Annotated in this window: 20 protein-coding genes; 11 read left to right on the forward strand and 9 right to left on the reverse strand. The window is 39.7% G+C overall.

Annotated elements, in window-relative coordinates; translation table 11 throughout:
- Positions 1-11: 11 nt before the first annotated feature.
- The 6 genes from MFF31_RS08420 to MFF31_RS08445 are packed head-to-tail and all read right to left on the reverse strand — an operon-like array spanning position 12 to position 6,770.
- Positions 12-1,238: a phenylacetate--CoA ligase family protein gene (locus tag MFF31_RS08420; protein ID WP_238187585.1), complete on the reverse strand. Its 1,227-nt coding sequence runs from the start codon at positions 1,236-1,238 to the stop codon at positions 12-14.
- 35 nt (positions 1,239-1,273) lie between these two features.
- Positions 1,274-2,392, reverse strand: coding sequence for a 3-dehydroquinate synthase II (locus tag MFF31_RS08425; protein ID WP_238187586.1), 1,119 nt, complete (start codon positions 2,390-2,392; stop codon positions 1,274-1,276).
- Positions 2,393-2,423: 31 nt separating this feature from the next.
- A complete protein-coding gene (locus MFF31_RS08430; RefSeq protein WP_238187587.1) occupies positions 2,424-3,755 on the reverse strand; it encodes a phenylacetate--CoA ligase family protein in 1,332 nt (443 codons plus the stop codon).
- Positions 3,756-3,777: 22 nt separating this feature from the next.
- The gene (locus MFF31_RS08435) at positions 3,778-4,539 is read right to left on the reverse strand and encodes an amidohydrolase family protein (protein ID WP_238187588.1); all 762 of its coding nucleotides are present in this window, start codon (positions 4,537-4,539) and stop codon (positions 3,778-3,780) included.
- Between the two features lie 28 nt (positions 4,540-4,567).
- Entirely contained in the window at positions 4,568-5,941 is a 1,374-nt protein-coding gene (locus MFF31_RS08440) for a phenylacetate--CoA ligase family protein (RefSeq protein ID WP_238187589.1), read from the reverse strand.
- Positions 5,942-5,960: 19 nt separating this feature from the next.
- Positions 5,961-6,770, reverse strand: a complete 810-nt coding sequence (locus tag MFF31_RS08445) for a class I fructose-bisphosphate aldolase (protein WP_238187590.1) — start codon at positions 6,768-6,770, stop codon at positions 5,961-5,963.
- Between the two features lie 608 nt (positions 6,771-7,378).
- On the opposite strand from MFF31_RS08445, the gene MFF31_RS08450 reads away from it, so the two are divergent.
- On the forward strand, positions 7,379-8,086 hold the full coding sequence (locus MFF31_RS08450) for a DNA alkylation repair protein (RefSeq protein ID WP_238187591.1): 708 nt from the start codon (positions 7,379-7,381) through the stop codon (positions 8,084-8,086).
- An 89-nt stretch (positions 8,087-8,175) separates the two neighbouring features.
- Here the strand turns inward: MFF31_RS08450 and MFF31_RS08455 are convergent, their stop codons facing one another.
- Positions 8,176-8,556 (reverse strand): hypothetical protein, encoded by a 381-nt coding sequence (locus tag MFF31_RS08455; protein WP_238187592.1) that lies wholly within the window; start codon positions 8,554-8,556, stop codon positions 8,176-8,178.
- A gap of 200 nt (positions 8,557-8,756) precedes the next feature.
- Here MFF31_RS08455 and MFF31_RS08460 point away from each other — a divergent pair, with 200 nt between their 5' ends.
- From MFF31_RS08460 to MFF31_RS08470, 3 genes are all read left to right on the forward strand, one after another.
- Entirely contained in the window at positions 8,757-9,263 is a 507-nt protein-coding gene (locus MFF31_RS08460; RefSeq protein WP_238187593.1) for a TetR/AcrR family transcriptional regulator, read from the forward strand.
- A 114-nt stretch (positions 9,264-9,377) separates the two neighbouring features.
- The gene (locus tag MFF31_RS08465) at positions 9,378-10,280 is read left to right on the forward strand and encodes a hypothetical protein (RefSeq protein ID WP_238187594.1); all 903 of its coding nucleotides are present in this window, start codon (positions 9,378-9,380) and stop codon (positions 10,278-10,280) included.
- Complete coding sequence (locus MFF31_RS08470; RefSeq protein ID WP_238187595.1) at positions 10,277-10,747, forward strand: ABA4-like family protein; 471 nt, start codon at positions 10,277-10,279, stop codon at positions 10,745-10,747. The genes MFF31_RS08465 and MFF31_RS08470 overlap by 4 nt, the downstream gene beginning before the upstream one ends.
- Positions 10,748-10,887: 140 nt before the next feature.
- Here the strand turns inward: MFF31_RS08470 and MFF31_RS08475 are convergent, their stop codons facing one another.
- A complete protein-coding gene (locus MFF31_RS08475; protein ID WP_238187596.1) occupies positions 10,888-13,242 on the reverse strand; it encodes a M13-type metalloendopeptidase in 2,355 nt (784 codons plus the stop codon).
- Between the two features lie 646 nt (positions 13,243-13,888).
- Between MFF31_RS08475 and MFF31_RS08480 the strand changes: the two genes are divergently transcribed.
- From MFF31_RS08480 to MFF31_RS08490, 3 genes are all read left to right on the forward strand, one after another.
- Positions 13,889-14,206, forward strand: a complete 318-nt coding sequence (locus MFF31_RS08480; RefSeq protein WP_238187597.1) for a transposase — start codon at positions 13,889-13,891, stop codon at positions 14,204-14,206.
- A gap of 294 nt (positions 14,207-14,500) precedes the next feature.
- Positions 14,501-14,728: an integrase core domain-containing protein gene (locus MFF31_RS25380; protein WP_375541306.1), complete on the forward strand. Its 228-nt coding sequence runs from the start codon at positions 14,501-14,503 to the stop codon at positions 14,726-14,728.
- Positions 14,729-15,051: 323 nt separating this feature from the next.
- Complete coding sequence (locus MFF31_RS08490; protein ID WP_238187599.1) at positions 15,052-18,939, forward strand: metallophosphoesterase; 3,888 nt, start codon at positions 15,052-15,054, stop codon at positions 18,937-18,939.
- Between the two features lie 383 nt (positions 18,940-19,322).
- On the opposite strand, the gene MFF31_RS08495 is transcribed toward MFF31_RS08490, so the two are convergent.
- Positions 19,323-20,261, reverse strand: a complete 939-nt coding sequence (locus tag MFF31_RS08495; RefSeq protein WP_238187600.1) for a YndJ family transporter — start codon at positions 20,259-20,261, stop codon at positions 19,323-19,325.
- 234 nt (positions 20,262-20,495) lie between these two features.
- On the opposite strand from MFF31_RS08495, the gene MFF31_RS08500 reads away from it, so the two are divergent.
- The 4 genes from MFF31_RS08500 (at position 20,496) to MFF31_RS08515 (ending at position 24,938) form a co-directional block, all read left to right on the forward strand.
- Positions 20,496-21,206, forward strand: a complete 711-nt coding sequence (locus MFF31_RS08500; protein WP_238187601.1) for a response regulator transcription factor — start codon at positions 20,496-20,498, stop codon at positions 21,204-21,206.
- On the forward strand, positions 21,203-22,204 hold the full coding sequence (locus tag MFF31_RS08505) for a sensor histidine kinase (protein WP_238187602.1): 1,002 nt from the start codon (positions 21,203-21,205) through the stop codon (positions 22,202-22,204). Before MFF31_RS08500 ends, MFF31_RS08505 begins: the two co-directional genes overlap by 4 nt.
- Before the next feature lie 111 nt (positions 22,205-22,315).
- A complete protein-coding gene (locus tag MFF31_RS08510; protein WP_238187603.1) occupies positions 22,316-23,086 on the forward strand; it encodes an ABC transporter ATP-binding protein in 771 nt (256 codons plus the stop codon).
- The gene (locus MFF31_RS08515; RefSeq protein WP_238187604.1) at positions 23,061-24,938 is read left to right on the forward strand and encodes an FtsX-like permease family protein; all 1,878 of its coding nucleotides are present in this window, start codon (positions 23,061-23,063) and stop codon (positions 24,936-24,938) included. Before MFF31_RS08510 ends, MFF31_RS08515 begins: the two co-directional genes overlap by 26 nt.
- The last annotated feature ends 36 nt before the right edge of the window (positions 24,939-24,974 follow it).

Raw genomic sequence — 24,974 nt, forward strand, 5'->3', positions numbered from 1 at the left:
ACGTGAATATTTCAAATAATATAAACAGGTTTGAGGCTAGAATCCCGCTGCACTAGCCGCGTCCGATCTAATAGCATACCTGTCTGATCGACAACGCTTACTCCTAATCCCCAAGAAGATGCAAGATGTTCTTCCGTCTCCTTCTTGTTCCAAGAGGAATCCGACATGTCCATATGAATCTCAAGCCCACCCCCGAGTTGGCGGCAATTCCATGCAGCTGGAACATTCGTTAGGGAATATATACCCTCGTGAATGTCTTTGGCGGTCAAACGAGTGTCATCAATTTGAATCATATCTTTGACCCGTCCATGGTGAGTCAGAACTCTCCCAGTATGACCGCACAAGCAAGCTTCAGCATTAAAGGTGACGAGATCTTCGTTCACATAACGCAGTAATGGAGAGCCCTCGTGGGATAATGTGGTAACTAACAGTTGGCCGATTTCGGAATGATTAATAGGATTGGTCGAATTCAGCTCCAACAATTCAAGATAGAAATCTTCCTCCGAGATATGCAAGCGACCATGGGAGCACATTGTCGCAATATTTCCTGTTTCCGTGGATCCGAAGAAGTTATAGACGGGCACTCCCCATAATTTCTCAACATGTCGCTTGCGCGCATCGGCGAAGAGCTCCCCGGCTACCCAAATAGCGCGCAGATTAGGGAAGGCTTGGGCGCAATCGAATCCCAGAAGTCTCGCCGTCTCAGCAAGAAGTTCCATTTCACGCGGAAGCCCGGCGATTATTGTGCATTCCAGCTGTCCGATCAGTTCAAGTACCTTCGGATAATGAGTAATAGTGTTCCGACTACTTGAAGGAACGATACCTGCGCCTGCCTGCCAAGCCGCTTCCTGAATTAGAAAAGCGGGCAAAGCAAGCGCATAGGGGAATCGATTCAATACCAAATCGTGAGAAGTCAAGCCACTACCCGTACGGCGAAGCTGCGAACCGCCTTGGACAAGGTCATTTCGGGTAAACCATGCAATGCTTGGAATGCCTGAGGAACCCGATGATTCATGATATTGAGCGATCTCTTCCTTACTCGCAGCCAATATCCCCCACTGCCCAGCTTCGCGGAGTTCACTTTTAGTCGTAACAGGTAGACGGCGAATGTCTTCAAGGGTCATATCTTCCAGATCTATGTCACATAGTTTGTTTCGATAGAGTGGTGAATTCGTAATTCTTTTCATGAGATGTCGGAACCGGTTGCTATGAATTTCGCTGTATTCGTTAGCTATCATTCCATATTCTCCTTGCCGATGTTGATAGGATCTATTCAACGTTCGGTAATGGTTTCCGTAATTTTAACGCCGACATGCCTGCCTGGTTCACATACATAAGCGAGAATAGAGTCGCCTTCTTGGAAGGTGGTGGCGCTTTTTGGCTGGCGATCACCATCAAATATGCGGATATGCCAGTCGTCCTGCACGATTGTGTTAATTGTTTGCCCTTCGTACTCCGCTTCAATTAGCAACAATGGTCTAACCTCTATCTTCATTCGTCCGACGTTCACAGTGCGAGCATTGCCATCATAGTCAACCGCGAGCACTTGCGTACCAACCTTCATGTCTGTAATATATTCCGTCATCCCTCCTGGGCACCATACATAGGAGTGAACAGCTCCAGCATTAACTCGGAATGGTCGAGTATTCATATAAGGTAAATAGTGAGTTTCACTACATACCAGCAGACCTCCTGACGATGTCGATCCTATTACCATGCTTTCCTTTTCCGTAAGTAAGCTGGTCGTATCGATACAAGCCCTTTCGCCGGCTCCGATATGTGTGACTTTTTTGACTGTTGCCTTTACAATTTCGAGCTTTTCCAGACGGCTCTTTGACACGATCTCATTCATAGATACAATTTCTCCAATCGATTCACTTGCAAGCAACACTCCATCTGATCCACTTTCCATGACATCGGAAGAAATACGGCCGTTCTCCGCGTTACGAACCTGCTTGAGTATTTCAACATTTTCCCGTTGTAATTTGGCTAAGACAAGTTCGAGCGGTATATTGGTGTCGTCCTTGAATTCAAGAATCAGATACGGATTGTCCTTGCCCATATCGCAAGCTTTATTCATCGTTTCTTGATCATTAATTTTTACATACCATCCGGTCTTTAGACCCATCCTTTTTATAGTTTCGAGTATGGATAGGTTTTCTGATATCCAAATACATTTCATTTTTACTTGTTCGTCCAATTGCTCTATTTCATCGATTTCTTTAATCATGACAGCAGTTGTAAGGCGCTCGGAAATCGGATATTTCTCCACCTGGTGAGGATTAAGCAAAACGGCATGGAAGCAGCTTTGCTGATTCACCAGCGCAATGCAGTCTCCAAAATTGTTGTCGATAACTGTTCTTGCATCATACCAGACCTTTTTGTTATTCATCGCTCACGTACCCTCTTTATCCATGTGTATTTTATTCCGTTTCCTTCCATACCCGTACTACTTTCCCCGGAACGGTAGGAATCGCTTCAACGATTTTGACGGTTACTCTCTGATTTAAGAAATATTCGAAGCGGTTAACGATAGTTTGGATTAATGATTCTTCATCTACTGATTCTTTTTCTTTCAGTAACTCGATGGTCAACTCATGGCCTCGTGTTAAGAAACGATAGTTATTTCCCGTTCCAGCAATGCTCATTAGAAGATCTTCCAAATAAAATGGAGAGTAACTTCCGAACTTCAATTTGATTTGATCGTTGCTTCGTCCTCTTAAATGAACTTTGGGAAGTGATACTCCGCATTTGCAAAGCCCGTATTCCATGTAGCCTAAATCTCCAGTTCGATAACGGATTAAAGGCATGCCTTCCCGCAGCAAAGTCGTAATGACAATCTCCCCGGTATGCCCCGGACCAAGTGTTCGACCGTTTAAGGGGTCGATAATCTCCATATGAACGTGGCCTTCAGGAACATGAAAGCCGTTTTGGTGTATGCATTCAATTCCGAGCAACATGGTCTCCAGAGATCCATAAATGATAGTGGCATTTGCGTTCCAGTATTTTTCAATCTTTTGTCGGAGTGCATGTGAGACACCTTCCCCCGTTAACAGCACCGTCGCAATTTGAAGATCACTTGAAGGATTGATGCCCATCCGAAGAGCAGTTTCAAATAAGGAAATAGCATAGGATGGGGTAGTGACTAGTATGGAAGGTTGTATGGTCATCATAAATTCCAAAGCCTTTTCGGGGGAAGAGTAAGCTCCTCCTTTACCAAGTGGGAGCACTGTGCACTGGAGCATATGCTGGAACTCAGAGTGAAACGACATAGCGGAAGAACTCATTTCATACGGTAAGCAATTCGCAACAATCGTGTTCCGGATATGACCGAATAACGAGGGATGTTGAGGAGCTATGTAGTAATCGAACATTTCCCTCAAGGTATGACCCACATAGATCGGTTTTCCCCCCGTTGTGCCTGTTGAGCAGTACAATTGAGCCAATTGTGCGTTGCAGATTACTGATCGGAAATTGTCCCTCAAGTCATCCTTTGTAACAAAGGGAATGGTCTTGAAGCCCTCCCAATTGATAGTTTCTCCGCTATACCCAGAATCCGCTAATCTTTGAAAATAGAAATCATTGCAAGAAAACACATACTCTATCAAATGATTAAGAATATCTAATTGATAACTTTCCATTACACTTCTGTTCAAAGTTTCAACTGATTTGCCTTGCTGATCCAGATCGGAGAACCATTGCATGTACTTTTCCATATTTCTGGGACGGACAGTTTGAGCTCCATTTTTCAACATGCTCGGGCCTCCTCTTCACATTTCATAATCCTAGCAAGCTGGATAAAGTGCCAGATAAGATTTTTTCTTTGTCGTTGGAGGATATCGAAAGCCGTTCAATTTTTAATTTTTCGATGACTGGATCGGACAGAGGAAATTCCGAGCCGTAAAACATTTTGTCAGGGCCAGCTTGCTCTACGGCCATTCGCAAAGCTAGCGGCGTAGCTGTGGAAGTTTCCAGAAATAGGTTGTTCGTTGTGGCTGATAGTTCAATTGCTTCGTTGTCTAAGGGGCCGAAGCCCATATGTCCAAATACAAAATTCGTTTTTGGGAATTCCTTAGCCAACATGCCCAAAGCCGATGTATTGGCGCCGGGAAAGACGACGACATGTGTGTAGAAAGGCAGATTTAGTTCTCCGCATAAAGCAGCCAGTTCTTTGGATACCTGCCCAAGAAATGAAATTTGATGAACCATGGGAGAGAGCTTTAAACCCTTGAAGCCATTACGGCTAGCCTGCTCTACCTCCTCCAATACTCGGTTGATAGGCTGATTCGGATTTACGCAGTAAAAGCCGTAAAATACGTCCGGGTACTTGCGAATTGTCTCTAGAATAAAATCATTGCATGGTTCTGTACTTTCTGGCTTGCTCTTACCCGTAACATAGCTACTCATTTTTCTTACATCCAGCATTCCTCCCGGAACGATTACGGCTTTGTCCACCTGAGCAGCTTTCAGTTGTTCCATAAGTGCCTCAGGGCTGGAAAAGCTGGATGAGGAAACATGGGCATGTCCATCGATAACCATTCCAAGTCCTCCTTATTCAAAGGAATCATTAATCCTGTTTTCTAATAATGCGATTTACTTTTCCATATGTACGAGGTAGCTGAGTGTTAATTTCCACACGGAAATCAATACCGATTTTTTGCTTCATATGGCTCTGAACTTTATGAATAATTTCTTTCTCCGTCAATTCCGTCTTAAACGGCTCTACTTCAATTGTTATACCTTCCGCATCCAGTACGAAGTGATACCACATTGATATATCAGGCACTTCCATTAAGAAATGCTCAAGTAGAAATGGTGATATTGGAGTACCGTCAATCTTCAGCTGACCTTCCATTCTTCCTCTAATGTGCAGGGTATCCAACTGAATACCAAGCGAGCAATCCGATTTTTTCAAAAACCCAATGTCGCCGGTTCGGTAACGGATGAAAGGCATTCCTTCCCTTACTAGTGACGTAATGACGATCTCGCCTATTTCCTCGTATTCGACAGGTTCACCAGACTCAATATCGACTACCTCAACCTTGACATGCCCTTCCATAATGTGATAACCGTGATGTCCAGAGCACTCTACACCGACTACTCCGCATTCCGTTGATCCATAAACGAAGTGTACGGGGCATTTCCACCAGTCCTCAAGTCGTTTGCGGAATTGAGGGGAACAACCTTCACCAGTTATAAGCATTTTCTTCAGGCGGATATCTTCGCCGAGTCGAACGCCAAGTCTCTCGCATTCTTCAGCCAAAATGGAGGCATAGGATGGGGTCGTGACAAGAATTGTCGAGTTGAATTCTTTCATGATGTCTATGGTTCTATCCGTAGTAGAGAGGTATCCTCCCTTACCCAAAGAGAGAATAGTAGCTCCGAAAACGAACTGGTACAAGCGCTGAAATCCTAAGCCTGGTTGGGAAAATTCGTAGGGTAAAGCAATACCGACAACATCGTCTTCACTATCGTCAAACAAGGTAGTGTACTTCGGAATACCGTCATGGATATAGTGATCGGCCAAAGTATATGAAATGTACAGCGGACGTCCCGTTGTGCCCGAAGTCGTATGTACTTGTCCGATTTTTTTTCTGTCGCAGCAGAGCAATTTGTCCTTATCACCTTTGAGAGATTCTTTGAGTAAGAACGGAACTCGGTTAAAATCCTGTAAGGTATCAATCTGAGGCTTGTTGAATCCTGCTTGAGTCAACTGTTCTCTATAAAAAGCGTTGTTGTTCCAAACATACTCAAGAGTCAAATTTAGAGCATGCAACTGATAATTTTCTATCTCTTCTCGAGATACATATTCGATCGTGGTGCGACGATCATCCCATTCATCGAAAAAGGAAGATAGGGATTGAATATGGGTCTTGTCTCCTTGCAGAACTGCTTCCATTACCCGAGTATGCAGTGGCTTTGTGCTGACGATAGAATTCATGTTAGCCTCCTGAATAGTATTAATTTACTGCTAAGCTGATTTTGGATTCATACATCTCGAACACTTCGGCAGGCCTTTTCAGCTCATGAATCAGCATATTTATAGCCTGAAGCATTTTTGATGGATTTTCATCCTCGAACACATTTCTTCCCGGGCATATTCCCTTGGCGCCGGCTAACATGGCCGTATGGATTTCCTCAAACCATTTCAGTTTGTCGGTAGTGGAACTTCCTCCGGCGATGAGAACTGGGATGGGGAAGGAACCTAAAACATCCAACAGAGCGCTTTGATCTCCGGGATATTCAACTTTGACCAAATCTGCGCCCATTTCGCCTACCACTCTTACGGCATGGGCAATATGGCCTGCGCGCCGGGTTCCCTCACCATGCACGTTCACCATAGCGAGCAGCGGCATTCCCCATTTGTAAGCTTGGTCGGAGAGCTGTCCGAATTCCCTAAGCATGGCGGATTCTTCTGACACACCGAAATTGATGTGAACGGAAACCGCAGTGACTCCAAGTGAAAGCGCATGATCCATACTGGAGACCATTTGCTTGAAGGTTTGGTCCTTGCCCATTGAGGTAGAAGCCGACATGTGGAGAATAAATTCGGTAGGCGGGGCTGACAAGCTCGAACGTAGTGCCCAGTACAAAGTACCTTTGTGGCCGATAATTGCTTGAACTTGGTTTTCACATGCTTGTTCGACGAGATCCGGGATGTTTCGCAGTCCTCTTATAGGACCTAAGGTCGTCCCATGGTCAATTGGAAGCATGACCGCTTTGCCTGTTTTGGGATGAAGAAGCTTGGACATTCGAATAATTTTGTTCATAGTTCGCCCCCTTTAGGAGAGTGGAATTCTGTTCTTATTCCACTAGATTACATTGATGCCAGTAGATTACAAATATAATGGTACAATATGTTTGAGTCGAAAGGAAGAGGGAGAAACTGTATGATTATGAAAGAAATTGTCGATTATTATCGAATAAAAATTAAATTGAATAAATTTGCATGAAAACCACATTTTTTAAAAATCAAAAATTTATAAATACATGTAATTTTGTATTAGAAGGTTTTTATCCGTTATCTTATATCATGAATTAAATACTTCTATTCATTTAAGAAATTAAAGTAGCAATAAAGGAATAATTTCAGCAATTTGAAAGATAGTTCGTACGACACATAAAAAGTAGGTCCTTTTAATTATATTTTCCGAAGGGAAGACGAAGATCCGACTTTCTATGTCAGAATATTGTTACTAGCCAAGTGCCTATCGAGCCTCAAGTGCAACAAGTGAGCTATCTTCAATACTTCCTTAGATCATATAAGATTAAAATGAGACGGTCTTGATCCTGGTTTTAGGATTAAGGCCGTTTTATGATATATTCATGTAAAGAAGGCTTATCTATAAGGACAAGCAATCGAAAGGGAGTGCGAATAATGGATCTAGAAGCAGTTATGCAAGAACTTGAATCTCTCGGCAAGGAACGTACTAAGAAGATATATTTGTCCAATGGCGCGCACGAACCGCTTTTTGGTGTGGCTACAGGCGAGATGAAGCCCATTTTAAGAAAAATAAAGCTCAATCAACCATTGGCTGAGCAACTTTATGCCACAGGCAATTACGACGCTATGTATTTCGCCGGTGTTATTGCTGATCCGAAAGCAATGTCTAAAGCGGATTTTGAGCGTTGGATCGATGGAGCTTATTTTTATATGCTGTCAGATTTCGTGGTGGCAGTAACTTTGTCAGAATCTGATATTGCACAAGAAGTGGCTGAAAAATGGATTGCAAGTGATATAGATCTGAAAATGTCGGCAGGCTGGAGCTGTTATTGCTGGCTTCTTGGTAATCGTCCAGACAAGGAATTTTCTGAAGAGAAAATGGCTGATATGTTGGAACTTGTAAAAAATACGATTCACGATGCTCCTGATCGGACGAAATACTCCATGAACAATTTTATGTATACAGTAGCGACATCCTATCTGCCGCTTCATGATAAGGCAGTCGCAGTTGCGACGGAAGTAGGACCTGTAGAGGTTCATCAAGGTACTGCAAAAAGCAAGTTTATAAATGCTTCCGTTAATATAAATAAGGTAGTGGAAAAAGGCAAAGTAGGCTTTAAACGTAAGCATGTGCGGTGTTAGAAAGTGCAAGGGAAGGGAGCGGCAGCCCTGAAAGGAACATTAAAATGTTAGGACTGCCGCTCTGATTTCAAGCAACGGCTTGTCTTTGATCAGTCGTGATAAATCAGTCTTGTAAGAGTACTTGTATAACTCGTTTTTTTCACGAAAAGTTCGGCTTGGCCACCACCGTCAGTAAATCCGCTAACATTAAATACTTTACTCTGGCCAGGGCAGATAGTGCCCTTTCCGATATAGTCGTTTGGATCATAGGGATCATATTCCCAAAGCTCAAAGTTTACGCAGACTGTATTGTATCGGTCACTTGATACCTTCCAGTTGCCTCCGCCAGAATCCCAGGTGTTTCCATACTTTTTAACAGATTCTTCGCCAATGTAATCCCATTGCCCTGGCGCTGCTGAAACAGAGGGAACGGCAGCAGACATGGCAAAAACGATTGTCACTGGTAAAAGCAATCTTTTAAACTTGTTCATTATTTCACCTCCTCCCATTGAGGATAGTTTAAGTTATATTTCTATTTTTTTGGAATAAAAAAACACTCTTGATTAAAGAACTCTAATTCTCCGATTCACTGTCCCTAAATCCCACTGGTTACTTTCATCTTGACAACTTTGTTAATAAGAGGAATAATTTATTTATTGACTAATAAATAAATTGAGAGGGGGTGAAGAGAGTGGTCGTCCGCGAGGATCGGAAAGAACAGATTATCGATAAAGCAGTGGGGATATTCGCGGAACAGGGATATTACAAAGCGACGACGGCTTTGGTAGCGAAGGCGGCAGGCGTAACGCAACCTTATGTGTTTCACTTTTTTGCTAGTAAGGAAGAATTGTTCAAAGCGGTCGTTGACCGGGCAACGCAACGTGTTCGTGAGACATTCGAGGGAATTGAAGCGCCAGCTGATCAGCTGGGGGTGACGATGGGTAAGGCGTTTTCGTCGATTATGAACGTACATCGTGACGAAATTTTACTCCTTATGCAGTCGTACACCATTGCTGAACCTGTCATTAGGGAGCATGTCAGTAACAATTTTCAGCTTATTCACAAGGCTATAACTACCAAGTTCAATGAAGCTCATATTCCGAATCCGGAAGCAGCAGCAAGCAAATTCATCGGAACGGGTATGCTTATTACGTTGTCGGAAGTGTTGAATTTGCCCCAGCTTAAGTATTACAAATAAGCAGTTGTTTAAGGAAATGTAGAAGGCGGCAAAATGTCGCCTATATATTTCGAAATTTATTTATTTATTGATAAATAAATCTGTCCATCCCGATTAAGAAAGGATTGATCAAGAATGACTGGAGTGAACCATAATACTGTTAGGTACATGGTCGGGAAGTTATTTGCGGGAGAACGTTTACTTGTCATGGTAGGCTTATTAGGCTTAGTGCTAGCTGCAATTAGTGCTCTTTATATCGGATTCAATGGTGCAACTATTCTGCCGGAAGGGAATATAGAAAGCGTGTTTTCTTTCGATGCTGCACTTGGATTGTTCGCCTTGTCTATTGCTGCAATTATGCCTTTGGCGAACCTAAGTTCTCGCAACCGGGCAATTATTAGGTGGCTGTTTATTCAAAGTGCACTTTACGCGTACGCGGTGGAGACGATTCAGCATTTTCGTGGTATTAATCCGCGATTTTCGGAAGTCGGCACGACCGCAGATACGATATTTGGCGCTTTATTCGGTTTGGAATCATTTGTGCTTATCATCGCCACTGTGTTGCTTGCGATCTCTTTTTTCAGAAGACGTGGATATGAAGCACTCAAACCGTTGGTGCTGAGTATCCGCTATGCATTTGTGTCGACGATGGCGGCTTTTGCCGGAGGTATATGGATGATTGCGCTGCAAAGTCGCTATACAGGGGATGCCGGTAATTTAATCGTCCTTCATGGTTTAGGTTTCCACGCTCTGCAAGCACTTCCACTGCTTGGATGGCTTCTTATGCGGTCAAACATGGACGCCAAGATTACTCATAGGTGGGTTCACATTGGCAGCATTTCTTGGACATTGGCAATTCTTTTCGTCGCTATCCAAACGGTTCTTGGTCGTACTTTGTTTGAACTGACACTACTCCCCATTCTATCCCTCGTTATGCTGCTCGCATGGCTTTCTGTCGCAGCGGTATCTGCCCGCAAATTTCTGAGCGGAGAATCGCTTTTCAAACCTTCCAAGGGTAAAGATAGGGGGCTTTCATGATGATCGCAGCATTATTTTCTACTACTGGAATTGCGATACTGAGCTGGTTGCTCCTAATTTTGTTGCCTAAGTGGCGGTTCACACAGTTTCTGGCCAATACGGCCGTCTTCCCGATATATCTTGCATTGCTGTATACTATCGGAATCATTACTGTCATAGTGGAGGCTGGCTTCGGTTTCGTAAACGATTTCGGCTCTGCTGAAGGGGTAATCCGTCTTTTATCAAATCCTGAATTTGCTCTACTTGTGTGGATTCATATACTCTGCTTCGACCAAGCGGTCGGACATTACGTGTACCGTGATAATATGGCTCATCGTTATGTTGCACTGCCGATACAGTCGATTCTGTTGTTCTCCATCCTCATGTTTGGTCCACTTGGATTCTTGTGTTATCTCGCTATAAGGGCATTCAGCAAAAACAGTCGGGAGAAACATGCCGGAACTGAGAGAACGACTGCGAAATCATAATAATGTAGCATCGACGGGGGTTCATTTAAAGAGTTCAGGAGTAGTGAAAATTGTTAATTTTCTGATTCCGTAAAAAAGGGGCTGTTCCAAAAGCCATGGTTCATGACTTTCGGTACACCCCCACTACACAACAGCTATATTTACCAGATCGAAACGCGATCCTTAGGTGCTACATACATGCCGTCGCCATGCTTAATGCCATAAGCTTCATAAAACTCCTCGAAGTTCATAACCGTACGATTCACTCGGACTTTGTTGGCTGAATGGTTGCTTCCCGTGCTGAGAATCGTAGCAAACTCTTTTGTTGTCGTGTACTTGTTGGTTATCGCATGGCTTTCAAAAAACGCTTTGTAATCTGGATTGTCTAGTCCAGTTACAACTTGTAGCGCAACGGCCATTCCTGCTAAGTCCGCCACATTTTCGCTTAATGTAAGCTGACCGTCGTTGTGCGCACCCGGAACGATTTCAATTCCATTGTAGAATGCAATTAGTTCCTGGCATTTCTCTTCGAATTTCTTAAAGTCTTCGTCCGTCCACCAGTTAGTCGCATTGCCATGCTCGTCGTATGCCGCTCCTTCATTATCGAATGCATGACTGATTTCATGACCAATCAAAGTACCGATGCCTCCGAGATTTTTTTCAGGCGTGGCATTGATGTCATAAAAAGGCGCTTGAAGAATACCAGCAGGGAACGTCATGTCGTTATTACCCGTATTGTAGAAAGCATTAACGGTATAGACGCTAGTCGACCAATTATTTTTATCAATCGGTTTTCCAATACTAGCTTTCATTGCATCACTATAAGCGGAAGTAGCTGCATAGGAGTTGGAGAGCAAAGAGCCGCCTTCCTCGTATGACTTGATTGCCACCTGATCTAGTGTCGTATCCCACTTATCCGGATATCCGACCTTAATGTTCATCTTCTTCAGCTTATTGATAGCTTTAGCTTTGGTCGCTTCAGACATCCAATCAAGCTGTTTGATTCTTTCTTCATACGTAGCAATTAATTTCTCTACCATTTTCTCCACATCTTTTTTGGCTTCTACGGAGAAATGTTTCTCAGCAAACATTTGCTCCACATATCCTCCGAGTGCACCCTTTGTAGCACTTATTGCAATTTCTTTATCGGTTTTTGTGCCGACAACACCGTATAAGCCAGCGTAGAAATCATCTGATATTTTTCTAATTTCATCCGTTAGGAGCCAGCCCGTTTCCATGAGTAGCTGTGCTTTGGCGTAAGCTTTAAGTACATCTAAATGATCGTCTTTCATGAACTCAGCGCCTTTTTGCGCTAGCTTCACATCGGTTACAATCACTTTTTTGGAATGGTCGAGCTTCATCGATTCCAATGCCTGCTTCATATCGGCTTCTTTAAGCATGTCGTCAAATTGTTCAATTGTATAAGGGTTGTAGAACTTAGTCACATCACCTTGCTCATGGTCCCCAAGCGAACTGGCAGCGAGGCTCTTCTCCATCTCATAAACTTTCTCAGAAAGAGCTTTGGCTGCTGATTTCTCCTCACCTGTCAGAACGAGATGTTTGGTAACTTGATCGATGTATAATTCCTTCGCATTTGCATCTTCCGTTGCATAGCTGTATTTACTTAATCCTGTCTTAAACCCTGTATAATACAACACATTATCACTGCTGTTTTTGGCATCAGCCATAATCGTAAACTTGAACAGCGTGCTAAAAGATAAATCTTTTTCGATGGCAAGGTCAGCCTGAACTAGCTCGTCGAATGTTTTAGCCCCATCAATCGCCGTTACATATTTTTTGATTGGTTCGATCCCTTGTTTGTTTCTGCTTTCGCTATCTAACGCCGTTGCATAAAAATCAGCGAGTTTACGCTCTTTTGTACCTGCAGCATACGTCTTTCCTGCCAGTGCATCTATCATTACAGTTATTTTATCGTTATTAAGTTTGTGTATCTCAGGGATATCACCACCGAAAAACTCACCTGGGGCGATCGTAGACTTTTTCAGCCAATTTTTATTAATTGCTTCATAAAAATCGTCATTCAAATGGGAGCCTTCAAGTGCCCATACTCTGGAAATGATCTTTTGGAAATCGGACATTGTAATGGTGTCATTAGCACCTAATGTACCATCAGGTTTGCCCGCTAGAACGCCTGCTTTCAGCAATTTATCGATATCGCCTTTAGCCCAAGCTGGTATATCAGTGAATTTCACACCAAACGTACCAACACGTAGATCGTTTCCGACTGGCTCAGGCAACTCGCCGAATGCTCTACTAAGCATAACTAGAGCTTCAATTTTTTTAACTGGTTCATTTTCTTTTAAATCTCCATTTTCATACCCTTGAATAATAGTTCCTTTTTGAAGATCAGAGTTATAAGCATCTGCTGACGTCAACAAGGTTTGAACGATCTCTCCTCGCGAAGCTAGCGGTTTAGTTGCACCAGCATACGCTGATGCGCTTACGGATAGTGCCATTGCAATAGCTACAGGTAGGGCTAAATAATGCTTTTTCATCTTCGGACTCCTTCGTGGTGTATAATATGAATAATTACGGGAATATGTACTGAATATTCCATACATATCCTTTTATTATATGTATAAACCTTTACTTTGCAATGATTCCAGTAGAATTATTGCGTTCTTTTTGGTAAATGAATTAATCGTAATATCTTTACATGTGCAACCATAGTTGTAATTTAATATCTATAAAAGCTTATATCCCAATAAAAGTATATCTGAATACTAAAGATTTAATTGCTCCTGTAAGTCCTTTCTAGTAATAGTTATAAAATCCATCATTTTATCGCGGAAGGCAAATACCTCATATTTTCTATTTATATTTTTATAATCTTTTTCCTTAGAGAAGTAACTGAAGAGATAGATCAAATTATTAAAAAGGATAACGGAGGAAGAGATCATCATAAAATTAGATCAGAGGGTCTGAGTAGATTTTTAAAATGTAAAGGAATAGATTCAAACCCCCAAAAAAATAGAATTAATAATTAGGATGGTTGAAGAACATCTTTATTGATTTATAAAAGATGATGTTTTTATGCACGTTGCTTTAGCATTGAGTAACTATAGATGAATTGAAGCTAGAATAAAAAGTGGACACTCGTTAAGAGAAATTGAGTAATTAACTTAATGAGGGGGAGTTCAGATGGGTGAACAACGGCAAAGATACAATGAAGAGTTTAAGCGTCAGGCAGTAAGGTTTGTACAGGAACAGACGAAAACGGTTACGGATATCGCAGAGGAGTTGAACATTCCTATAAGCAGGCTACACCAATGGATGGGGAAGTATAGGGAGTTTGAAAGTGAACCTGCAGCAAGCATCGATCGTGTTCGTGAGTTGGAACAGCTCTTACGAGATAAAGATCGTGAACTACAAGAAAAAGAGCGTCATATTGCAGATGTAGAAGGGCAATTAGCCATCGTAGAAAAGGCGGTGCACATCTTCAGCAAACCAAAGCTGTAACGTTTGCTTTTATTGAAAACCATCGCTCCGAGTTTTCAGTAAAGAGGATGTGCGACGTGCTTGGTGTATCTCGGAGTGGTTTTCATGCTTGGTGCTCAAGAGGGGCTAGTTCACAACAAATAAGAAAAGAAGCTGTTCAGGAACGCATTCTCTTTCATTTCCATGATTCGGAGAGACGATATGGTAGCCCCAAAATCACCAAGCAAAGGTCTTATTCATCACTCCGATTGCGGAATCCAATACGCCTCCAAAGCGTATCGTAGCAAACTCGCTTCTTACGATATGAACGCCAGTATGAGTCGCAGAGGCAATTGTTACGACAACGCCTGCATAGAGTCCTTTCACAGCATTCTCAAGAAAGAACTTGACTATTGCAAGAAATTTAAAACAAGTGAACAAGCCTATACGGAAATCTACCGATACATTAAGTTTTTCTACAATCGCAAACGAATCCACGGATCACTCGGCTATCTATCTCCCGTTCGATTCACTCAACAATTTATGATGGATGAGGTGTCTTAAGTTTTCTCTTATTTCAGTGCCCACTTTCTTGACGGAGGTCCAATCGTGGATTCTCTTATGAAAAAGTGCATTATCCACTTATCAAATGAAGAAATTAAGATAACATTATTTCGAGAATACGTTCGGAGGATTATGGACAGGTGCAACCTTTCGAATCTGTTATAAAGGATTTTTTTATCTACATAAAAATTTTGAAAATAATAAATGCATCAAAACATATTGTTAGGTATTAACAGAAAAACTAGTATACTCCTAAAGAGTTTATTGGTATTATTTTCATAGTAATATAAATTTAAATATTCTAGTTATTGGAGTGGTTTTTTTTGGGTAACTTAGGTGTTTTACATTTGTCAGATTTACATATTAGCTCATCTGAAGATCCTAGCGCTTCTAGACTGAGGGAGTCTCTTATTGATGATATAAAGAGGGTTAGTGAGAATAGAAACATTAAAATAAATGCAATTGCAATGACTGGGGATGTTGTCGATAAAGGAGGAGATGATAGAGCGTTTGAAATTGCTAAAGACTTTTTTAATGAATTATCAGAAAAATGTGAGATTAGGAAGGATAACATAATATTTGTCCCTGGGAATCATGATGTGCCAAGGAGAGAAGCGATTGAGCATCTAATAACAAATTCTAAAGCGGATTCATTTAACGACGAAAATAAATTGACAGAATATTGGGAAACTATTTATCCTAGGTTTAAAAAATTTAATAAATTTGTGTGTGAGGTAACTGGAAGATCAGATTTTGTTGAGGAGGATTTCGGTAGTGGTGCAGTATTGATAAAAACTCCAAATGGAGTAATTAAGTTCCTTCTTATAAATTCCTCTTGGAGCACACTTGGTGAAAAAGATTTCGGTTCGCTAATGATTAATAGATGGCAGCTAGAACGCTTGAAGAATAATATATTAATTACGGAGAAGGCAGACCTTACCTTGACTCTTATGCACCATCCTCTAGATTGGTTCTCAGCCACAGAGAGGAAGGTATTAATCGAATATTTAACAGATAAACGGTGTATTCCTACTGAAGTGATTTTACATGGACATATTCATGATGGAAAAATTGAATATTTTGGTAATGCAGATAAAAATATTATGAGTTTAGTTACTGGTATAGGATATCCTGAGAAAACTAATTATGGTTTAGGCAGACTGAAAAATGGTAGCTGCAGATATGCTATATACAATTTTAATACAGAAATCTGTAAATTGAGTACATGTCTGAGAATTTCTAGAGATAACGGAGACTTTGTAGCAGATACATTACTATATAAAGTTGCTGGAGAATCAGGTTATTTTGAACGGCAATATAAAGTACCTCTTATAATCGAGACGGCAAAGGCTATTGATACAAATCAAAGTGAAATTGATATTTCCTCAGTTGTAGAGATAATAGATACAAAACTAATTAATACAGATAATTTGGGTCAACTTGACAAAACTATTAATCAACAATTAATAGAGATTAAAGAGAATTTAATCCAAACGAGTACTACATTGGAAATAGTAGATAGGGAAATTAAAACTTTAGAAAAACCACTAATTTCGATAGCAGTGTTAATAACTACGCCACTGGATAGAGAAATTATTTATTCATTTGAAAATATTATCAAAAACTTTGTTAAATATAAAGTTCAGATCAATTGCTATCACTTTTCAATTGATACACTTCGAGATTTAAAGGGATTCGATTATATTTTTGTTTTCACTCAGGTAATAAAGGATAAATTAATAATTGAGGATGAATATTTTAAAAGTAAGCTTATTACTCTTCAAGAAATTGAAGAGAATTTGATGTCTGAACATTTAAAAGGATTTTTTATATTCATTGATAAGGAGTCAAACCTAGATACACAAAATGTGTCAATTCCATTAGGTATTATATGGGGAGATGATTTAAGCAGTTTTATTTTCAAGTTATTTCAAAAGGAATCTTTAAAATCAATAAGTCAATCAATAATATTAAATAATGAAAAGTTTACACTAATCCCCTTCGAAAAGGGTAGTTCGAAAGTTACTATGTTGTATGATCATTCACGGTTGAAATTATCTGAAAATATCGATGTGAAAAATTTGATAAATTTTGTAGGTAGAAGGACTGACTTAGAAGACATTACAAGAAAGATAATTAACAACAATAACCAAATACTTACTATAAAGGGCTCTGGTGGTATTGGAAAAACATCGATTGTAAAGAAGATCGCAATTGAGTTTTTTGAAAGAGGCTATTATCATGATGGTATTTTCTTTATAGACTGCGAGTTCATACACAACTATCAGTCATTTGAGTATAAGATAGCTCAGTGTTTTGATATTGATAGTTCTATTAATCTTAGAGAACATATTGTACAAAATAATATGAAGATAGACGGATTGATTATGTTAGATAATTTTGAGCCGCTCTTATACATTGAGGATGTTGAATTGATTAAGAATCTATTAACATTTATTTGTGAATATTCAAGTATGGTTATTACATCAAGAGAATGGGTGAACCTAGAGTTTGAAGAGAGACACGAACTTAGGGCTTTAACAAATGAGGAGGCGCTACAATTATTTAATAAGTATTACAAATCAAATATAAGTGATAAAGACACTAGAATACTGAAAGAGGATATACTAGGGAAGTTATTGAATAATAATCCGTTAGCTATTAAAATTATTACCAGAAATATTCCAAAGTCAAAAAATATGGAACTATTGAGAAATGAGCTTGAAGTCGATTTCTTTAGTATTACTGCGGAAGGGTACGATGATATTTTTGAAGAAAAGGCTGATACTAACATAGAACGATCAAAATCGCTTTATCAATCAATATCGTATTCATACAAAAGGCTTTTACCAAATGAGAAACTATTATTTGAGATATTATCCTTCTTCCCTGATGGAATTCATATGAACAATATAAAAACTTTTTTTCTTCAAGGCAATAATAAGTGGGGCGCCATGAGAATTACGGACAGAGAAATAAATTCACTTGAAAATAAATCACTAATTGAAATAAACAAAGGATTTATTGAATTACAATCAATTATCGGTCGATTTGCGGGGCACCAGTTTCCGAAAAGAACAAACGAGGATAAAGTTGGTTTTTATAAGAAAGTATTTGAGTTTATCTACTATGTAGTTCATAAAGTTGAGACAGTTTATACTCAAAATACAGCTCAGGGCTTATATGTCTTTGATCAGAATGTTGAAAATTGTTTAAAGTGTCTTGATTATATTACATTATTTGATAAAGATAAGAATGAAAAATTAATCCTTATAAGTTATTTGGATATTTTGTTCAGAGCGCTTGAGCAATCTATGCGATTTTATATGAAGCTCCCAGATATAAAGGAGCACTTCAATGATATTGAGAAAGCTGATTTGATGTTAGATATCATTATTATTAAATCAAAATATTATGAAGGTAATTTTGAGGAAGCTTACGTTCAACTACAGAAACTATTACCAATTGAAAGTATGTATTCGCTTGATAGTAGCGATATTGTACAAAAGTATATTCTACATAGTGCAATATCAGTGTATAGATATAGAAATACTAGTGATATAAGAAGGTTTTTCATTGAAAGTAATTTTATTAGTTACGCTGGGCTTGAAGGTATATTGTTTGATGCAGGAGAATATAAAAAATATATTGATTTAGTTGCTGGCAAAAGAGAAATTGATTTTTATTATTTTGAAGTAAAATATAATACAAATTCTTTAGACAAAGAAATGTTAGAAGAATATATTGGATCTTTATATAAAAAGCAATATGCAGAGATTATGCAAACCAATTATATAAAAGCTAAGCAATATGGGTTGGATAAAAAAACTGTTAATAAATTAGTTGTAACCAGTTCGTATACCTCAGGGTTAAAGCTACTGATGCTCGGATTCATCGAGAGTGATATTGAGAAAAAACGGACTTACTATGAAGCTGCTATAAATGATTTACAACCGATTAGGTATTACTATACAGAAGCGATCTATTTTTACGCTAAGTATTTAGTGAGCCAAAACTTTGAAGACAAAAATGTGTGGATAGAAAAGGGGTTGCTATTATCACACGAAAATCATTACAGGTTATTAACTCATAAATTTGATTGTTTAATTAGTGGCATTGAAGAAGTATATGATGAATCAAAGTATGAGTTGCCACATGATTTACTCATTGATAAAGTGATCTATAAATATAAAAAAGCTGAAAATTACTGATAGCGATGAATCTAAGATTTGGTTAGTAACATAAATATGCTATAAAGTTATCTAACAGAATTTGCGTCACTTATGATACGGCGAAACGTACCACAAGTGACGCAAACTAAACTTCCTAAGGTTAAGAAAATATAGGATGATTTTGTTATAGTATTGTTTTCTATTTCAGATAAAGAAAAAGTATAAGGAATTCATTGAGATAACAGAATACTAGAATCAATTTATGTATTAACTTTAGGGAGCGCCAATCGATGGGGCTCCTTCGCTGTTTAACGAATTACGGGAGAACGAGCAACATGTAGTGATAATCACTCATGTTGCTCTATGTTCTAGATTTCTTAACGATAGGATAAAGGAACTTAGCAGATCGACATCTATGTCCGTTAGTAAGTGTTTTTCTTAAGAGAGTTCACCATATACACCCACCCGATCAGTCCGCATAAAACAAAACCAAAAGCGTGTAGCGATCCGTAAATCGGGATGAAATCGAGTATGGTTAAGGAAAAGAGTCTTTTTAGTAACGGATAACAAATGGATATAACGACAATCGTGTAGAAGGATAAGCAAGAAATGACTAAAAACAAGGATGACTTGTTGCGTAAAGAACTTTTCCTTAAGTAAGTAAGCAAATAAGTGGTGTAAATCGCAATGTTACAGGCGAACAAAGTAACACCAATGTACTCAATCGGCTTTGAGAAAATAATGCCGACAGCGATCAGAATAGGTCCAATAATATCGATGGCGACGATCCACGGATACCAGCTTTTTTTCGCCATGATCCGTCCGAGCATACCTATAAAAATCGGAACGATTGCAGATGAGAAGTGAAAGTGGACCGAATTTAGAGCATGTGTTGCAGGAGCAACTTGGTAAATATGAATCTCATACTGATACAGGGCGAACCAAATGCCTCCGATAAAAAAGTAAACGAGCCCCGCACCGATTGCTATCTCCCCAACTCTGCCCTTGTGATTAACAATAATGGTTATGCCATAAATGCAGAGTAGCAATGTGAAGAGTAGCCACCCTAAGGAGAGTGTTCCTGGAATTGCTGTGTCACCTAGCTCCCACGTCTTGCTACTCATTATAGAGGCTAAGGTTAGGAGCGCTGTGGGAAAATGGAGCAGCTTTATAGCCTTATAAATAATCCGTTGATGTTTATTCCTTTCATCACCGTTCAAAAGTAAAATGACAAGAGGTACAATAACGAAAGCCGCAAACAGGAGAAATTTATCGATAAGATCAAATGCTAAGAAATCCAGAAAAAAGATAACAATTGTTATGATTCCGCCAAATATGGTCGGTAATATCGATGTTTTCATCACTTGCCCCCAAGATGTTATTCATGAATGTTCAGTTTTAACAGTTTAACACATTTTGTGAAGGCTATCGTTCGAAAAAAGCTAATCTACTTAACAGATATAGATTGAATTTAATTAAATATAGATATTGTCTTTATATACAGATGTATCCTGCTGATTTTCATCTATAATGGTAATGAATAACCAGCAATTATTATGGATTCAAAATGACCCAAGTGTGCAGAGGGAGGATTAATGTACCGGATTCTCATTGTAGAAGATGATCAGCAAATTGCCGAGCTTTTATCCAATCATTTGGATAAATACGGATACGAACCCGTTGTGACACAACAGTTTGATGCCATAGATCAAGCCTTTGAGCAAGTCATGCCTCATCTAGTGTTGTTGGATGTGAACCTACCTAAATTTGATGGATATTATTGGTGCAAACAGATACGAAGAATTTCATCTTGTCCCATTATTTTTATTTCTGCTCGAATAGGGGAATTGGATCAGGTGATGGCAATGGAGTATGGCGGAGATGACTTTGTAACCAAACCTTTTTACTATGATGTCATCGTTGCAAAAGTGAAAAGTCAAATTCGCCGTTCGTATGGGGAATTATCAATCGGAGCTACTGCAGAACGAAAAGTTCATTTTCATGGAGTAACATTTTTCCCAGAACGTCCAGAACTACATTACGGACAGCAGAAATTAACGCTTATGAAAAAAGAAGCTGATCTACTCGACCTGCTCATTAACAAATATCCACGTACGGTAAAGCGGGAGAAAATATTTGAACGGATGTGGGACGAAAAAGAATTTATCAACGAGAATACGCTGAATGTCAATGTAGCTCGGTTACGCAAGAAGTTTACAGAACTCGGAATTGAAAATGCCATCGAAACCGTTAAGGGCATGGGCTACCGTCTGAACGCATCTTGGAACGAGGTGGACAAAGAATGAAATTATTTGTTAAGGATAATATCCCCTATATTGTACTTCATGTCATGCAGTTTATATTTTTATATTCGACTTTCCGCTGGTTGGATGCAGATGTTGTTGAAGGCAATATCGTGTATCTCTTTCTAGTGAGTCTTTTTATGCTGATCATTTATCTTACATTTCGTTATGTGGCTGGACACAGCGGCTATAAATGGTTAAGCAAAATTCCCGATTTAAAAGATGCAAAAACGTTCTTGCAAATGGACGTTGCCTCACCGTTGCTTTATGCTTTCAAGAAAGGACTAGGAAGGCAATATCAGTTAATGCAGAGCGAAAGAGAAAGATCCATACAGGAAAAACAGGAACTGATTGATTTTATGAACCGTTTTGTCCATTTGCTGAAAACACCGCTTTCCGCTTTGCACCTAATTGTTCAGGATCGTGAGGACTCGGATGGGGCGGAGGAAATGCAAGTTGAAATCGTTCGTATGGAATACCAGTTGAATATGATTCTGACGCTGTCAAGATTGTCCTCTTTCCGACAGGATTTCTATATTCAAAAGGTATCTATGAAGCCTTTGGTGTTTGAAGTCATTAACGAATTAAAAAGCCACTTTATCCACCATCATTTATTCCCCTCAGCAGATGTACATGGAGATGTCGCCGTGCTTTCGGATCGCAAATGGTTGAAGTTTGTAGTGGTGCAGTTGCTTACCAATGCCATCCGTTATTCCGATGGTGGAAACCGACATATAAAGATATTTGCGGGTCGGGAGGGAGAGTATATTACATTAACCGTGAAAGATGAAGGCGTAGGCATCTCCCCTCAAGACCTTCCTAGAGTATTTGATTTATATTTTACTGGTGCCAATGGACGCAAATTTGGTGAATCCACGGGTATCGGATTATATCTCGTTCGCAAAATTTGTGATGAGCTTAGTCACAGGGTTTCGATCAAATCATTTTTGGGAGTGGGAACGGAGATAGAGATTCGTTTTTCATCATACAATCATCCGTAGTTGACGTTGACCAGGTGACAGATATGTAATGTTGATGTTATTTAGAACGATAGCGACATCCCTTCCTTTCTTATAACCTAAGAGCAAGGAAAGAAAGGAGTGAAGTCACACATGAATATGCTGGAAATTAGTAAGGTATCAAAAATATATGATGGGAAAGTTTCTTATCAGGCATTGAGACATGTCGATTTTATCGTACCGAAAGGCCAATTTGTTGGGGTTATGGGTCCATCGGGGAGTGGAAAGACAACACTGTTGAATGTCATCTCGACAATTGACCACCCGACAACTGGAGAGGTTGTCATCAATGGAAAAGAACCGCATCAACTGCCATCGGAGCAATTGGCTGTATTTCGGCGCCGCCAACTAGGTTTTGTGTTTCAGGACTTCAATTTATTGCATACGTTGACAGTAAGGGAAAATATTTTCCTACCACTAGCTCTGGACGGAGTAGCTGTAAGTAAAATGAATGGACGGTTAAACTCTATTGCTCCTATTCTAGGTATTACTGACATTCTCGACAAGCGTACTTATGAGATATCTGGAGGACAATCCCAACGCGCAGCCATTGCAAGAGCCATCATTCATGAACCGGCACTACTGCTTGCGGACGAACCGACGGGAAACTTGGACACCAAATCGTCTCGTGATGTAATGGAGTTGTTTCGCGATATTAATCGTGAAATTGGAGCAACGATATTAATGGTTACCCATGACCCAACAGCTGCAAGTTATTGCGACCGAGTTATTTTCATTCGAGATGGTTCAGTTTATAACGAGGTTTATCGCGGTGAACATCAGAACGACTTCTATGGCAACATTATGGATGTGTTGTCCATTATGGGAGGCGATTCTCGTGACGTTTCGACAATTCGCAATTAAAAACGTGCAAAGAAATTATAAAGCATACTTGGCTTATTTTCTCAGCAGCACCTTGTCCATACTAGTCTTTTTCCTGTTTGCTGTGAACTTGTTTCATCCTATGATTGGAGAGAGTTTCACATCTGGACCCGTCCATTCTGTTCTGTCTGCAGGAGAAGTTGCGATATCTATATTTTCTTTGCTGTTTATCCTTTACTCAGTGGGAACTTTTTTGAAGACGAGATCAGGCGAATTTGGTTTGCTGACAATGTTGGGTGCTACACGTAAGCAATTGAATCGACTGATTTCGTTGGAGAATATTATAATAGGACTTGCAGCAATGGTGACGGGAATCACGACTGGACTTTTTTTATCGAAATATTTTTTAATGTTTGCTTCGATGATTTTGGAAGTTCCAGAACTCGAATTTTATATACCAGTAAAAGCCATTTTATTTACGATAATCTGCTTTCTAATTATATTCGTGTTGATCTCTAGCCTCGCTCCGTTTGCAGTGAGATCCAAGGAGATTATTGAACTCCTTAAAGGGAATCGAAAACCGAAAGAACCACCTAAAGCATCAATATGGCTCTCAATAGCGGCATTAATATTGATTGGGGCAGGTTATATAATTGTAGTATTACAAATGGCAATCCCTTTTGACTTGGGTGTAATCGCTATATTGGTTTCAGCAGGAACCTACCTGTTCTATTCGCAGCTTAGTGTGTTTGCCTTAAAGCGATTGGCAACCCTTCCAACATTATTTTTTAGAAAAACGAATTTGATTTGGATTTCAGACTTGGTTTATCGTATGAAGGATAACGCTCGATTATTGTTTGTTGTCACGCTTACCTGCACGGTATCATTCACGACAATGGCAGCTTTTTTTTCCATTTATCAGACGGTAGACGAGGAATACGCGAAGAGCTTCCCGATACCGTTTAGTTATTTTTCCTATTCCTCAGACGTTCAGCGTGAGAGTAATCTTTCACTCATTACTTCAAAACTAGATGAAGAAGAGTTATCGTATCAAACAGTCTCAGTGCCGTTTCTGGAGTTCGACAACGGTTCAAGACAGAAAACCGCAGCACTATCCACTCAAGATTACAATCGTCTTGCACAATTATTGAACCGAAAACAATTGCAGTTAAAACCTGGAGAAGTCATTGAAGTTTCTATCTGGACGAGCAAAGCTGATACCCATATAACAATCAAGGAGAACGAAACAGTAAACTTGGGTAGCGATACACTTCGGATTATTGGTGTCGTCCAAGACAACATATTTCCTGAGGGTTCGTTTGGAAATTTGTATATATTGAATGATTTGGATTTCGAGAAACAGGGTTCTATATTAAACAAAGGGGTCTATTATGGTTATGCAGTTCCGGATTGGACGGAGGCATCTACAGCAGCTGAAAAAATCGATGCCCAAATGGGAACCGATTTTACAGCGTTTATGTATCGTTCATCACCGGATTGGTATAAGACGGATCAATTAACTTACAAGTTAATTCTCTTTGTGGGGTCGTTTATCAGTATCGTGTTTTTTATAGCGGCTGGAAGTTTTATTTACTTCCGCTTTTATACCGATGTTCAAGAGGAGAAAGTGAAGTACCGTAACCTACGTAAAATAGGTATGACTATTCGCGAGGTGAAGAAGATTGTCACGGTACAGTTGGCAATCCTTTTCTTTATCCCGTTCCTGATCGCAGCACTACATTCAGTATTTGCACTGCAAACGTTACAAGCAAGAATGTCTGCTTCCTTGGGCAGTTCCGCATCGATTATTTTGATCTTCTTTTTTGCAGCATTGTCCATATACTTCCTGCTTCTGCGTTCTCGCTATATGAGAAGTCTATTGGAAGAGGCTTAATCAGGTTCAAATCGAATATTTGCCCTAACAAGACCA

This window comes from Paenibacillus sp. L3-i20 (genome assembly GCF_022180385.2).
GTDB lineage: Bacteria > Bacillota > Bacilli > Paenibacillales > Paenibacillaceae > Pristimantibacillus.